General features: G+C 54.4%; 12 protein-coding genes. 10 read left to right on the forward strand and 2 right to left on the reverse strand.

What is annotated here, in order from left to right; genetic code table 11:
* Positions 1–137 precede the first annotated feature (137 nt).
* Positions 138–1,316: an MFS transporter gene (locus P2W74_RS07195; protein ID WP_276294482.1), complete on the forward strand. Its 1,179-nt coding sequence runs from the start codon at positions 138–140 to the stop codon at positions 1,314–1,316.
* Here P2W74_RS07195 and flk read toward each other — a convergent pair.
* Positions 1,313–2,314: a flagella biosynthesis regulator Flk gene (flk, locus tag P2W74_RS07200; protein ID WP_276295138.1), complete on the reverse strand. Its 1,002-nt coding sequence runs from the start codon at positions 2,312–2,314 to the stop codon at positions 1,313–1,315. The two genes, P2W74_RS07195 and flk, sit on opposite strands and share 4 nt — an antisense overlap.
* A 108-nt stretch (positions 2,315–2,422) precedes the next feature.
* Here flk and pdxB point away from each other — a divergent pair, with 108 nt between their 5' ends.
* From pdxB to purF, 9 genes are all read left to right on the forward strand, one after another.
* Complete coding sequence (pdxB, locus tag P2W74_RS07205) at positions 2,423–3,559, forward strand: 4-phosphoerythronate dehydrogenase PdxB (RefSeq protein WP_203360548.1); 1,137 nt, start codon at positions 2,423–2,425, stop codon at positions 3,557–3,559.
* A 67-nt stretch (positions 3,560–3,626) separates the two neighbouring features.
* Entirely contained in the window at positions 3,627–4,640 is a 1,014-nt protein-coding gene (locus tag P2W74_RS07210) for an aspartate-semialdehyde dehydrogenase (protein ID WP_276294483.1), read from the forward strand.
* Positions 4,640–5,452 carry a tRNA pseudouridine(38-40) synthase TruA gene (gene truA, locus P2W74_RS07215; protein ID WP_276294484.1) on the forward strand — a complete coding sequence of 271 codons (813 nt, stop codon included), beginning with the start codon at positions 4,640–4,642 and terminating at the stop codon, positions 5,450–5,452. The genes P2W74_RS07210 and truA overlap by 1 nt, the downstream gene beginning before the upstream one ends.
* Before the next feature lie 49 nt (positions 5,453–5,501).
* On the forward strand, positions 5,502–6,161 hold the full coding sequence (locus P2W74_RS07220) for a DedA family protein (RefSeq protein ID WP_192612923.1): 660 nt from the start codon (positions 5,502–5,504) through the stop codon (positions 6,159–6,161).
* 155 nt (positions 6,162–6,316) lie between these two features.
* Positions 6,317–7,231, forward strand: a complete 915-nt coding sequence (gene accD, locus P2W74_RS07225) for an acetyl-CoA carboxylase, carboxyltransferase subunit beta (RefSeq protein WP_276294485.1) — start codon at positions 6,317–6,319, stop codon at positions 7,229–7,231.
* 69 nt (positions 7,232–7,300) lie between these two features.
* Positions 7,301–8,569 carry a bifunctional tetrahydrofolate synthase/dihydrofolate synthase gene (folC, locus tag P2W74_RS07230; protein ID WP_276294486.1) on the forward strand — a complete coding sequence of 423 codons (1,269 nt, stop codon included), beginning with the start codon at positions 7,301–7,303 and terminating at the stop codon, positions 8,567–8,569.
* Positions 8,559–9,242, forward strand: coding sequence for a cell division protein DedD (gene dedD, locus P2W74_RS07235; protein WP_276294487.1), 684 nt, complete (start codon positions 8,559–8,561; stop codon positions 9,240–9,242). The genes folC and dedD overlap by 11 nt, the downstream gene beginning before the upstream one ends.
* A 244-nt stretch (positions 9,243–9,486) precedes the next feature.
* Positions 9,487–9,975 (forward strand): colicin V production protein, encoded by a 489-nt coding sequence (gene cvpA / locus P2W74_RS07240; RefSeq protein ID WP_162383106.1) that lies wholly within the window; start codon positions 9,487–9,489, stop codon positions 9,973–9,975.
* 37 nt (positions 9,976–10,012) lie between these two features.
* A complete protein-coding gene (gene purF / locus P2W74_RS07245; protein WP_276294488.1) occupies positions 10,013–11,530 on the forward strand; it encodes an amidophosphoribosyltransferase in 1,518 nt (505 codons plus the stop codon).
* A 99-nt stretch (positions 11,531–11,629) separates the two neighbouring features.
* Here purF and P2W74_RS07250 read toward each other — a convergent pair whose 3' ends face one another.
* Positions 11,630–13,591 carry a glycoside hydrolase family 127 protein gene (locus P2W74_RS07250; protein WP_276294489.1) on the reverse strand — a complete coding sequence of 654 codons (1,962 nt, stop codon included), beginning with the start codon at positions 13,589–13,591 and terminating at the stop codon, positions 11,630–11,632.
* Between the last annotated feature and the right edge of the window lie 5 nt (positions 13,592–13,596).

The raw sequence follows: 13,596 nt of genomic DNA on the forward strand, positions 1-13,596 counted from the left end.
CAAAGGCAAACTCCACGCTCAACATTATCTTCCTGATAATAGTGGGCGTTTAACGTTATCCAACGCACCTTAATCCTGGCGGTCAGGTAGAGGGGGCGTGGCAATTCCTCGCCTTACTCTGCATTTCGGAGTAACGCATGACAGCAGTAACCCAAACAGAAAAAACATCTTCTGCGAATTTTTCGCTTTTTCGTATCGCCTTTGCGGTTTTCCTGACCTATATGACGGTCGGTTTACCCTTGCCCGTCATCCCGCTTTTTGTGCATCAGGAGCTGGGTTATGGCAACACCATGGTCGGTATCGCCGTGGGCATTCAGTTTCTGGCTACGGTACTCACGCGAGGCTATGCCGGGCGACTCGCCGATCAATACGGTGCTAAACGTTCTGCGCTACAGGGCATGTTTGCCTGTGCACTGGCGGGCGTCGCGTGGCTGCTGGCAGCGCTGTTGCCGGTCTCCATCCCGGTTAAATTTGCGCTGCTGATTGTCGGGCGCTTGATCCTGGGATTTGGTGAAAGCCAGTTACTGACCGGCACATTAACCTGGGGAATGGGGCTGGTTGGGCCGGGGCGTTCGGGCAAAGTGATGTCGTGGAACGGGATGGCGATTTACGGCGCGCTGGCGGCCGGTGCGCCGCTTGGACTGTTGATCCACAGTCATTTTGGTTTTGCCGCGCTGGCGGGCACCACGATGGCGCTTCCGCTGCTGGCGTGGGCGTTTAACGGCACGGTGCGTAAAGTGCCAGCCCATCCAGGCGTACGTCCTTCACTGTGGAGCGTGGTTGGGCTTATCTGGAAACCCGGTGTTGGCCTGGCGCTGCAGGGCGTCGGGTTTGCCGTTATAGGTACGTTTATTTCTCTCTACTTTGCCAGCAACGGCTGGGCGATGGCAGGTTTCACCTTGACCGCCTTTGGTGGCGCATTTGTGCTCATGCGCGTGCTGTTTGGCTGGATGCCGGATCGCTTTGGCGGCGTGAGGGTGGCCATCGCATCATTGTGCGTTGAAACTGCCGGTTTGGTGTTGCTCTGGCTCGCGCCAACCGCATGGTTTGCCTTGTTGGGCGCGGCATTAACCGGGGCTGGGTGCTCATTAATCTTTCCGGCGCTGGGTGTTGAGGTGGTGAAACGCGTACCTTCACAAGTTCGGGGCACCGCGTTGGGCGGATACGCCGCCTTTCAGGACATTTCCTACGGCGTGACCGGACCTCTGGCGGGGCTATTAGCCACCTCATGCGGTTACCCCTCGGTATTTCTGGCCGGGGCGATTTCCGCAGTGGTGGGCATTATGGTGACATTGCTCTCTTTTCGTAAAAGTTAGGAAACCAATCCAAAAATAGCCAGAGCAATCATCAGCGCGATAAACAGTAACCCCGGTCGTGCCGACAGCGATTTAATGGTTTCAATAACCGGCGCGAACGGGCTGAAGATCGGCTGAATATGGCGCGGATCGTTCAATTCCCGGTCTCGCTCTACACGACGCAGGAAGATCTGGTTAAGCAGATCCTGCACCTGAACCGTGGTCAGAACCGTTTGCGGTTGGATCTGATAGCTCTGCTGCGCATACTCTTTGATTGCCGTAAATTCATTCGGCTCTAGCGGCTGCTTCAACGCCGCCTGCAGCGTTTGCAATGTGGGCGCGTTCTGTAGGCTGAGTGTCTGGCGCGCCTGTAACCAGGTCACCAGATGGGTGAACTGTTTAGCCGGGATCAGCTCGCCGCTTTTCACGCCGGAGAGTTCCAGCATTGATTGCCAAATCAGCTTGCCAGATTCTCCCGTGGCGGCGGCCAGTTTGGTCACGAGTTGGTTGAGCGTATTGTGCTCGGCCGGTAATAACGGCCTGTCGGTCGCCGGGCGCTGCTGCGGTTGTGGAATAGAGAGCAGCCCTTGTTGCAGTAGCGTCAACACGTTCTTCAACTGTTCTGGCGTAAGCTGGCTTAACGCTGTCTGGTTATACTGCTGGCGGATAAAATCACTGACGGCCTGGCGATTGTTCCCCAGGCTCAACAGCTCCGTTAATTGCGCCAGCACCTGACGATTAGCATGGTTTTGCTGGGCGCTCCCCAGTCGTTGGTTGAGATTGTGTTCAGCGGCAGGGAAATGACGCGAAAGCAACGGCGTGTCGCTTTTTACCCCCAAATCGTGTTTTATTCCGGCCCAGACTTCCGCACTTTGCTGTTGCGTCAGCGAAATCAGGCGAGTGATCAGTCGTTCCAGCACGGTGCGTTGTTGGGTGGATAACGGCTGTTCGCCCGCGATGGAAGGACGGTTCTGTCCTTCACCGGGAGGTTGTGCGGGAGTTCCGGAAATGGGTTGCATCATCACTAATCCTTAAATCTTTGCAAACCAGGTCTCGCAGTATGCCTGGCGGCGAGATTATGGCACACTTGCCCGGTTAACTCTCGTTCTCAAACAGGTACGACAGACGTGAAAATCCTCGTTGATGAAAATATGCCTTATGCCCGCGAATTGTTCAGTCGTTTGGGGGAGGTAAAAGCGGTTCCAGGTCGCCCCATTCCCGTTGCTGAACTCGAAGACGCAGATGCGTTAATGGTGCGCTCGGTCACCAAAGTGAACGAATCGTTGCTGAGCGGAAAGTCCGTTAAGTTTGTCGGAACGGCGACCGCAGGCACTGACCATGTGGATGAGACCTGGCTGAAACAGGCTGGGATTGGTTTTTCTTCTGCGCCTGGCTGCAACGCCATCGCGGTTGTCGAATATGTTTTTTCCTCGTTGCTGATGCTTGCTGAACGCGATGGTTTTGCTTTACGCGATCGTACCGTGGGCATTATTGGCGTAGGGAATGTTGGCGGTCGTCTGCAGGCGCGACTGGAAGCGCTGGGCATTCGCACGTTGCTGTGCGATCCGCCGCGCGCCGACCGTGGGGACGAGGGCGATTTCCGCTCTCTGGAAGAGCTGGTGCAGGAAGCGGATATTCTGACCTTCCACACGCCGCTTTTTAAACAAGGGCAGTATAAGACGCTGCATCTGGCTGATGACGCGATGATTCGCCGTCTGAAACCTGGAACCATTCTGGTCAACGCCAGTCGCGGCCCGGTGGTGGATAACGCGGCCTTGTTGGCGCGACTGAATGCCGGGCAGTCGTTAAGCGTGGTGCTGGATGTCTGGGAAGGTGAACCTGAGCTCAATGTCGAATTGTTGGAAAAGATCGACATTGGTACGCCACATATCGCGGGCTATACCCTGGAAGGGAAAGCGCGCGGCACCACTCAGGTCTTTGAAGCGTATAGCGCATTTATTGATAAGGCGCAGCAAGTCGCACTGGATACGCTGTTACCCGCGCCAGAGTTTGGCCGCATCACACTTCACGGCACGTTAGATCAACCGACGCTGAAAAGACTGGTGCATTTGGTGTATGATGTGCGGCGCGACGATGCCCCGTTGCGAAAAGTTGCCGGGGTTCCGGGTGAGTTTGATAAACTGCGTAAGAATTACCTTGAGCGCCGTGAGTGGTCATCTTTGTACGTGATGTGTGATGACGCTGAAACGGCTGCGCTGTTGAAAAAACTGGGTTTTAACGCCGTTTACCACCCAACACATTAATGTCTTCTTAATGCTCCCTGACGAATAATTCGGCAGGGACGCTTATGTTTTTCTGGAGTAAATCACCATGTCTGAAGGCTGGAATATTGCCATCCTGGGCGCCACGGGTGCCGTAGGCGAAGCCCTGCTTGAAACGCTGGCCGAACGCCAGTTCCCGGTCGGTGAAATTTATGCGCTGGCGCGCAATGAAAGCGCTGGTGAGCATCTGCGCTTTAACGGTAAATCCATCATTGTGCAGGATGTCGCTGATTTTGACTGGACGCAGGCGCAGCTGGCGTTTTTTGTCGCCGGGGCTGAAGCCTCTGCTGCCTGGGTGGAAGAAGCCACCAATGCCGGTTGTCTGGTGATTGACAGCAGCGGGCTGTTTGCCCTCGAGCCGGATGTTCCGCTGGTCGTGCCGGATGTTAACCCGTTTGTGTTGGCGGACTACCGTAACCGCAACGTGATTGCGGTTCCTGACAGCCTGACCAGCCAGTTGCTGTCTGCATTGAAGCCGCTGATTGACGAAGGGGGACTTTCCCGAATCACGGTGACGAACATTTTGTCGGCATCCGCGCGCGGTAAAAAAGCGGTCGATGCGCTGGCAGGTCAAAGCGTTAAATTGCTTAACGGCATTCCGATTGATGAAGATGATTATTTTGGTCGCCAGCTGGCATTTAACATGTTGCCGCTGTTGCCGGATCGTGAAGGCAGCGTGCGCGAAGAGCGTCGCATTGTCGATGAAGTCCGCAAAATTCTGCAGGATGAGGGATTAATGATCTCTGCCAGTTGCGTACAGTCGCCGGTATTTTACGGCCACGCGCAGATGGTGAATTTTGAAGCGCTGCGTCCGCTGGCAGCTGAAGAGGCACGTGATGCGTTCTCTCGCGGCGAAGATATTGTCTTGTCTGAAGAGACGAATTTCCCGACGCAGGTCGGCGATGCCACGGGTAATCCACAGCTTTCCGTAGGCTGTGTTCGTAACGATTACGGTATGCCTGAACAAATTCAGTTTTGGTCAGTCGCAGATAACGTCCGTTTTGGCGGCGCGCTGATGGCGGTGAAAATTGCTGAAAAACTGGTGCAGGAGTATCTGTACTAATGTCTGACCAGCAACAGCCGTCAGTTTATAAAATTGCGCTGGGCATTGAGTACGACGGCAGTAAATATTATGGCTGGCAGCGCCAGAACGAAGTGCGCAGTGTCCAGGAAAAGCTGGAAAAGGCGCTTTCGCAGGTGGCCAACGAACGTATCAACGTATTTTGTGCGGGTCGTACGGACGCTGGTGTGCATGGTACTGGGCAGGTGGTGCATTTTGAGACCACCGCTCAGCGTAAAGATGCAGCGTGGACGCTGGGCGTAAATGCGAATTTGCCTGATGACATCGCTGTGCGTTGGGTGAAAGCTGTACCTGATGATTTTCACGCCCGGTTTAGCGCCACGGCTCGCCGTTATCGCTACATCATCTACAATCATCGGTTGCGTCCGGCGGTTTTAGGTAAGGGCGTTACGCACTATTATGAGCCGCTGGACGCAGAACGTATGCACCGGGCGGCGCAGTGCCTGATTGGTGAAAACGATTTTACTTCGTTTCGCGCAGTGCAGTGCCAGTCACGCACGCCGTGGCGTAATGTGATGCACATTAATGTGACGCGTCATGGTGCGTATGTGGTGGTCGATATCAAAGCAAATGCCTTTGTACATCATATGGTAAGGAATATTGTCGGTAGCCTGATGGAAGTAGGCGCCCACAACCAGCCGGAGAGCTGGATCGCAGAGTTGCTGGCGGCTAAGGACAGACGGCTTTCTGCAGCAACGGCGAAAGCGGAAGGCTTGTATCTGGTCGCGGTAGATTACCCTGACCGGTTTGAACTTCCCAAACCGCCGATGGGCCCGCTGTTTCTGGCGGACTAATCAGAATGGTATCCCCGGAATATGACGGGGACAAAAGGCAAAAGCAAATATGGATCTGATTTACTTCCTTATCGATTTTATTTTGCACATTGATGTGCACCTGGCGGAACTGGTGGCGGAATATGGCGTGTGGGTTTATGCCATTCTGTTCCTCATCCTGTTCTGCGAAACTGGCCTGGTGGTCACGCCGTTTCTGCCAGGTGACTCGCTACTGTTTGTGGCGGGGGCGCTTTCAGCGTTGCCATCCAACGATCTCAATGTTCACCTGATGGTGGGGTTGATGGTGGTGGCGGCGATTATTGGCGATGCGGTGAACTACACGATTGGCCGACTGTTTGGCGAAAAACTCTTCAGCAATCCGAACTCGAAGATCTTTCGTCGCAGCTACCTGGATAAAACCCATGCGTTCTATGAACGCCATGGTGGGAAAACCATTATCCTGGCGCGTTTTGTTCCCATCGTGCGTACATTTGCGCCATTTGTGGCGGGAATGGGACACATGTCCTATCGCCATTTTGCGCTGTACAACGTGACGGGCGCACTGCTTTGGGTACTGCTGTTTACCTATGCGGGCTACCTGTTCGGCGATCTGCCGGTAGTTCAGGAAAACCTGAAATTGCTGATTGTGGCGATTATCGTGCTCTCGGTATTACCGGGTATCATTGAAATTATTCGCCATAAGCGTGCGGCGTCACGTGCCGCAAAATAGAAAGTAACTCAGCGGTTCGACCACTTTTTTATCCAAAGTTTCGGGCTGTTATGTTTTAATGTGCAACATTCATGGTCTGTTGGGGGCAAAAATGGCATTATGCGCCCCCAAAGATAAAACTGGCATCGAACCAGGTTCAGGCAGAAAGGTCACTAATGAGCTGGATTGAACGAATTAAAAGCAACATTACTCCCACCCGCAAGGCAAGCATTCCTGAAGGGGTGTGGACCAAGTGTGATAGCTGCGGTCAGGTTTTATACCGTGCTGAGCTGGAACGTAATCTTGAGGTCTGTCCGAAGTGTGATCATCATATGCGCATGTCGGCGCGCAATCGCCTGCATAGCCTGTTAGATGAAGGGACTCTTGTGGAACTGGGTAGTGAACTTGAGCCGAAAGATGCGCTGAAGTTCCGTGACTCCAAGAAGTACAAAGACAGACTGGCGTCCGCGCAAAAAGAAACCGGAGAGAAAGACGCTATGGTCGTGATGAAAGGCACGCTTCACGGTATGCCTGTTGTCGCTGCTGCGTTTGAATTCTCTTTCATGGGCGGTTCTATGGGCTCTGTCGTCGGCGCACGTTTCGTTCGTGCCGTTGAACAGGCGCTGGAAGATAACTGTCCGCTGATCTGCTTCTCCGCTTCCGGTGGCGCGCGTATGCAAGAAGCGCTGATGTCGCTGATGCAGATGGCGAAAACCTCCGCAGCGTTGGCGAAAATGCAGGAACGCGGATTACCGTATATCTCCGTACTGACCGATCCAACGATGGGTGGCGTATCCGCAAGCTTCGCGATGTTGGGCGATCTCAATATTGCGGAACCGAAAGCGCTGATCGGCTTCGCTGGCCCACGCGTTATCGAGCAAACCGTACGTGAGAAGCTGCCGCCGGGATTCCAGCGCAGTGAGTTCCTGATTGAAAAAGGCGCTATCGATATGATCGTCCGCCGTCCGGAAATGCGCCTGAAACTGGCAAGCGTTCTGGCGAAGCTGATGAACCTCCCAGCGCCGGATCCAGATGAACCGCGCGAGGGTGTGGTGGTACCGCCGGTACCGGATCAGGAAGCAGAGGCCTGATAACTGAAAAGGGCAGGGCCATCGGCGCTGCCCTTTTTCTTTTCTCACCGTAGCGAATTTACATAAATCATGGACAATAAACGAATCCCTAAAGCCGCGTCGCCCCTGGCCTCGTGGCTTTCTTATCTGGAAAACCTGCACAGTAAAACCATCGAGCTGGGCCTTGAGCGTGTAAGTCAGGTTGCGGCCCGTCTCGGTGTTCTTAAGCCCGCCCCGTTTGTCTTTACGGTGGCCGGAACGAACGGTAAGGGCACGACCTGCCGCACGCTGGAATCCGTGCTGATGGCGGCGGGCTATAAAGTGGGTGTCTACAGTTCCCCACATCTGGTGCGCTACACTGAACGTGTGCGGGTGCAGGGGCAGGAATTACCCGAGTCTGCGCATACCGCGTCGTTTGCAGAAATCGAAGAATCTCGCGGTGATATTTCGCTAACCTATTTTGAGTACGGCACGCTTTCTGCGCTGTGGCTGTTTAAACAGGCGCAGCTTGATGTGGTGATTCTGGAGGTGGGGCTAGGCGGTCGTCTGGATGCCACCAATATTGTGGATGCAGATGTCTCTGTCGTGACCAGCATCGCGCTGGATCATACTGACTGGCTGGGACCGGATCGTGAAAGCATCGGCCGCGAGAAAGCGGGGATCTTTCGTGCGGAAAAACCGGCCATTGTTGGCGAACCTGAAATGCCTTACACCATCGCCGATGTTGCGCAGGAAACCGGAGCGCTGTTACGTCGTCGGGGTGTGGACTGGCATTTTGAGGTGTCAGGTGATAGCTGGTCGTTTACCGACAGCAACGGCACGGTGACGGATTTACCCTTGCCGCAGGTGCCACAACCTAATGCTGCCACCGCGCTGGCCGCGCTACGCGCCAGTGCACTGAACGTCAGTGAAAAAGCGATTCGCGAAGGGATTGCTCAGGCTATTTTGCCGGGGCGTTTTCAGATTTTGCGCGAATCGCCCCGTGTTATTCTTGATGTTGCCCATAATCCTCATGCGGCGGAATATCTTACCGGGCGCATGAAAATGTTGCCGAAAAGCGGGCGAGTGCTTGCTGTTATCGGTATGCTACATGATAAAGATATTGCAGGGACATTGGCCTGGTTGAAAAGCGTGGTCGATGACTGGTATTGCGCGCCGTTGGAAGGGCCGCGAGGTGCGACGGCGGAGCAATTGCTGGAACATCTGGGGAGCGGTAACGCCTATGACAGCGTTGCTCTGGCATGGCATGCGGCAATGGCGGACGCAAAACCAGAGGATACCGTGCTGGTGTGTGGATCGTTTCACACTGTCGCACATGTCATGGAAGTGATTGACGCGGGGAGAAACGGTGGCAAGTAAATTTCAGAATCGTTTAGTCGGCACCATTGTGCTGGTCGCGCTTGGGGTGATCGTGCTTCCTGGGCTGCTTGACGGGCAGAAAAAACATTATCAGGATGAGTTTGCCGCGATCCCGCTGGTACCGAAACCTGGTGACCGTGATGAGCCGGATATGATGCCTGCAGCGACGCAGGCGCTACCGACCCAGCCGCCTGAAGGCGCGGCGGAAGAGGTCAGGGCAGGGGACGCGGCTGCGCCATCCCTCGATCCGTCTCGTCTGGCGTTGAACAATACCGCCGATCTCGATCCGGTTCCTGTGCCTGTCGAACAACCCAAACCAAAACCGGTTGAAAAGCCGAAGCCGCAACCGCCGCGTGAACAACCGGTAGCGGTGACGCCGACGCCGCCTCCTGCGCCGAAACCGGTTGTCGAGGAAAAACCGGCACCGACCGGTAAAGCCTGGGTTGTACAGCTGGGCGCATTGAAAAATGCTGATAAGGTCAATGAGATAGTCGGTAAACTTCGTGGCGCGGGATTCCGGGTATATACTTCCCCCTCAACGCCAGTACAGGGTAAAATAACCCGTATTCTCGTTGGACCTGATGCTTCAAGAGACAAGTTGAAAAGTTCACTGGGTGAGCTTCAGCAGATCTCCGGTTTAAGTGGGGTAGTGATGGGTTACAGCCCGAATTAAGTGAAGTCGTTGCCTGATGGCGCTGCGCTTATCAGGCCTACGGCCCGACACTTCTGTAGGTCGGATAAGGTGTTTACACCGCCATCCGACACTGCCCATTGAGGCAAAAAGTACGATGGCGTTGAAGATTTTTTCAGCGCCATTTTTATTTACGCGTGGAAAGGAAATCCCTACGCAAACGTTTTCTTTTTCTGTTAGAATGCGCCCCGAACAGGACGACAGGGCGTAAAATCGTGGGACATGTATGGTCTGGATTGATTACGCCATTATCGCGGTGATTGGTTTTTCCTGTCTGGTTAGCCTGATCCGTGGCTTTGTTCGTGAAGCTTTATCGTTGGTGACATGGGGTTGTGCTTTCTTTGTCGCCAGCCATTACTACACTTACCTGTCTGTCTGGTTTACGGGCTTTGATGACGAACTGGTTCGAAATGGGATTGCTATCGCGATACTGTTTATCGCGACGCTTATCGTCGGCGCTATCGTCAATTTTGTGATAGGTCAGCTGGTCGAGAAAACCGGTCTGTCGGGAACTGACAGGGTATTGGGGATCTGTTTCGGGGCTCTGCGAGGAGCGTTAATAGTCGCCGCCATTCTGTTCTTTCTCGATACCTTTACAGGCCTGTCGAAAAGTGAAGACTGGAGTAAGTCGCAGCTTATCCCACAGTTCAGTTTCATCATCAGATGGTTCTTTGACTATCTGCAAAGCTCGTCAAGTTTCTTGCCCAGAACATAACTGAGTTCTGAGATGTGGCTTAACGAGGAAAAGACGTATGTGCGGTATTGTCGGTATCGCCGGTGTTATGCCGGTCAACCAGTCGATTTATGACGCGTTAACGGTGCTCCAGCATCGTGGTCAGGATGCCGCAGGCATCATCACCATCGATGCGAACAACTGCTTCCGCCTGCGCAAGGCGAATGGCTTAGTGAGCGATATTTTCGAAGCTCGCCACATGTTGCGTTTACAAGGCAATATGGGCATCGGTCATGTGCGTTACCCTACGGCTGGCAGTTCCAGCGCCTCCGAAGCTCAACCTTTTTACGTCAACTCACCGTATGGTATTACGCTTGCCCATAATGGCAATCTGACCAATGCGCATGAGTTGCGTAAAAAGCTGTTTGAAGAAAAACGCCGCCACATCAACACCACGTCAGATTCTGAAATTCTGCTCAATGTGTTCGCCAGCGAACTGGATAACTTCCGCCATTATCCGCTGGAAGCCGACAATATTTTTGCCGCCATCGCGGCGACTAACCGTCAGATCCGCGGCGCGTATGCGTGCGTGGCGATGATTATCGGTCATGGCATGGTCGCGTTCCGCGATCCTAATGGCATTCGCCCGTTAGTGCTGGGCAAACGTGATATTGGCGATGGTCGTACCGAGTATATGGTCGCTTCCGAAAGCGTTGCCCTTGATACTCTGGGTTATGAGTTCCTGCGCGATGTAGCACCTGGCGAAGCGGTGTATATCACCGAAAAAGGCCAGTTGTTTACCCGTCAGTGTGCTGATAATCCGGTCAGCAATCCTTGCCTGTTCGAGTACGTTTACTTTGCGCGCCCTGACTCCTTTATCGATAAGATTTCCGTCTACAGCGCCCGCGTGAATATGGGCACCAAACTGGGAGAGAAAATTGCCCGTGAATGGGAAGATCTGGATATCGACGTGGTCATTCCGATTCCGGAAACCTCGTGTGATATCGCGCTGGAAATCGCGCGCATTCTGGGTAAACCGTACCGCCAGGGGTTTGTGAAAAACCGCTATGTAGGCCGTACCTTTATCATGCCGGGCCAGCAGCTGCGCCGTAAATCAGTGCGCCGTAAGCTGAACGCCAATCGCGCGGAATTCCGCGATAAAAACGTCCTGCTGGTGGATGACTCTATCGTGCGCGGGACAACCTCCGAGCAGATTATTGAGATGGCCCGTGAAGCCGGGGCGAAGAAGGTTTATCTCGCTTCTGCTGCGCCGGAGGTTCGCTTCCCGAATGTCTACGGTATTGATATGCCGACGGCGACGGAGCTTATCGCGCATGGTCGTGAAGTCGACGAAATCCGCCAGATCATCGGGGCGGATGGGCTCATCTTCCAGGATCTGAACGATCTGATCGAAGCCGTACGTGCCGAGAACCCGGATATTCAACAGTTTGAATGTTCAGTGTTTAATGGCGTGTATGTGACGAAAGATGTTGACCAGCAGTACCTCGATTTCCTGGATACCCTGCGTAATGACGACGCCAAAGCGGTACAACGTCAGAACGAAGTCGAAAACCTCGAGATGCACAACGAAGGTTAACGCTGGAAATGCCGGATGACGGCTTCGCCTGATCCGGCCTACGGGAAAGTGCCTTGTAGGCCGGATAAGATGCGCTAGCGTCGCCATCCGGCATTTTTATTAAGCTTCATCAACCCAGATACGCATTTCACCTTCACCACGGTTCGCCCAGCTAAACCATGGAATAAAAGTTAACGTCTGCCTGGTAACCGTCGTCTGACGGTGATCAAAGCTGTACAGCGGCGTATCCTCCCCGGCGGTCAGCACGCGCAACCCTTCGGCCTGCAGCAGTATTTTCCCTGTCAGTACGCCGACCCCCTGGATTTCACGCAGCTCGCTCTCTTTAGGCAGGGACAAATTGTGCAGTTCCGCGCCGTTATCTGCTTCTTCCAGGCAATATACCAGCGGGCCGCGTTGAATCGCCACCTTGCCTGCCGCATGGCGCACCAGCGGATTGGCGTAAACGCGGCGAGTGGTCATCGGTAAATTTAGCGTAATGCAGTCTCCTTCCTGCCACTGACGGTGCAGATGCAGATAACCTTTAATCACTTCGCCCTGTGCGGCTTCACCATTCACCTGTACGCGTGGCGCGGCACACCACTCTGGCAGACGCAGCGCTATCGTGTGTTCAACCCCCTGCGTCTGACTGAAGCGAATGGTCACCTGTTCATCCCACGGATAGTTGCCCGTTATGTTCAGCGCCAGCGTATGCTCGCTAACCGTAAACTGCGCCTCACTTCCGGCATAAAAGTTGATAAACAGCGCGTCCGGGCGCGGTGTGAAAATATAGTGACCAATGGCGACCAGCGTACGGGCAATATTGGGCGGACAGCAGGCACAGCCAAACCAGCGCTGGCGAACCGGTTTAATGTGGTCGTAAATATGGTTATGCGGAATGCTTTTCGGATGCGTTTCCAGCGGGTTTACGTAGAAGAAATGCTTACCGTCCAGCGCCATACCGCCAAGTACGGTGTTATAAAATGCGCGCTCCATAACATCTGCATAATGCGCGTCGCCCTCCATTTCCAGCATGCGGCGAGCAAACATCATCAGGCCGATGGAGGCACAGCTTTCGCCGTAGGCCGTGTCGTTCGGCAAATCGTAGTCGCTGGTAAACGCTTCGCCGATCCCCTGCGAACCAATACCGCCGGTAATGTACATGCGACGCTGAACCATATTATTCCAGATGCGCAGGCAGGTCTGACGCTTCTCTTCGTCGCCGGTCATGCGGGTGATATGCGCCAGACCGGTCATCAGGTAGACCGAACGCACCGCGTGACCGACGGCTTCGCTCTGTTCTGAGAGCGGCTTGTGCGAGTGGGTGTAGGCTTTGTCCTTCACCATCCACGCATCGGCCCAGCCGTCCCAGTGCCAGCTGCCGCCGCGCTTTGCAAACTCAATATCGTAGTAGTACGGCTGCTTACCCCGCTCTTCCAGGAAGAAACGGGCCAGTGCCTGGTAGCGCGGTTCATGAGTCACTTCATACAGACGCATCAGCGCCAGTTCAATTTCCGGGTGACCGGGATAACCACGCAGTTGGCCGTCATTGGGACCGAACACCGAGTCAATATGATCGGCAAAGCGGCAGGCGATTTCCAGCAGCCGACGTTTACCGGTGGCATTAAAGAATGCCACTGCGGCTTCGAACAGGTGTCCGGCACAGTACAGCTCATGGCATTCGGCGACATTGGTCCAGCGCAGACCGGGCTCTTTTACGGTGTACCAGGTATTGAGGTAGCCATCGTCACATTGCGCCTTCGCCAGCAGCTCGATGACCTCATCGGCCGTTTTTTCAAGCGTGGAGTCAGGCTTCTGGCTTAACGACCAGGCGACCGCTTCCAGCCATTTGGTGACATCGCTGTCCTGAAAGACCATGCCGTAAAACTCCCCTTGTTCTAACCCGGCTGCGATGCGGTAGTTGGTCATCGCATGGCTGGGCTCCGCTTCGGGGATTTCATCGTTCAGCGCGCGCCATTGGTAGGGGATAACGACGTCGCGGATCAGACGCTGGTACTCGCCTAAAAACGGATCGGTGATGATGATTCGGTTCAGATCGGCTTCAATCACATCAGACTGCATCATGTTTA

It is taken from the genome of Citrobacter enshiensis, assembly GCF_029338175.1.
Taxonomy (GTDB): domain Bacteria; phylum Pseudomonadota; class Gammaproteobacteria; order Enterobacterales; family Enterobacteriaceae; genus Citrobacter_D; species Citrobacter_D enshiensis.

Coding starts and splice junctions, on each gene's coding strand:
- P2W74_RS07195 (WP_276294482.1), top strand. CDS start 138: ATGACAGCAGTAACCCAAACAGAAAAAACATCTTCTGCGAATTTTTCG.
- flk (WP_276295138.1), bottom strand. CDS start 2,314: ATGCAACCCATTTCCGGAACTCCCGCACAACCTCCCGGTGAAGGACAG.
- P2W74_RS07210 (WP_276294483.1), top strand. CDS start 3,627: ATGTCTGAAGGCTGGAATATTGCCATCCTGGGCGCCACGGGTGCCGTA.
- truA (WP_276294484.1), top strand. CDS start 4,640: ATGTCTGACCAGCAACAGCCGTCAGTTTATAAAATTGCGCTGGGCATT.
- P2W74_RS07220 (WP_192612923.1), top strand. CDS start 5,502: ATGGATCTGATTTACTTCCTTATCGATTTTATTTTGCACATTGATGTG.
- accD (WP_276294485.1), top strand. CDS start 6,317: ATGAGCTGGATTGAACGAATTAAAAGCAACATTACTCCCACCCGCAAG.
- folC (WP_276294486.1), top strand. CDS start 7,301: ATGGACAATAAACGAATCCCTAAAGCCGCGTCGCCCCTGGCCTCGTGG.
- cvpA (WP_162383106.1), top strand. CDS start 9,487: ATGGTCTGGATTGATTACGCCATTATCGCGGTGATTGGTTTTTCCTGT.
- purF (WP_276294488.1), top strand. CDS start 10,013: ATGTGCGGTATTGTCGGTATCGCCGGTGTTATGCCGGTCAACCAGTCG.
- P2W74_RS07250 (WP_276294489.1), bottom strand. CDS start 13,591: ATGATGCAGTCTGATGTGATTGAAGCCGATCTGAACCGAATCATCATC.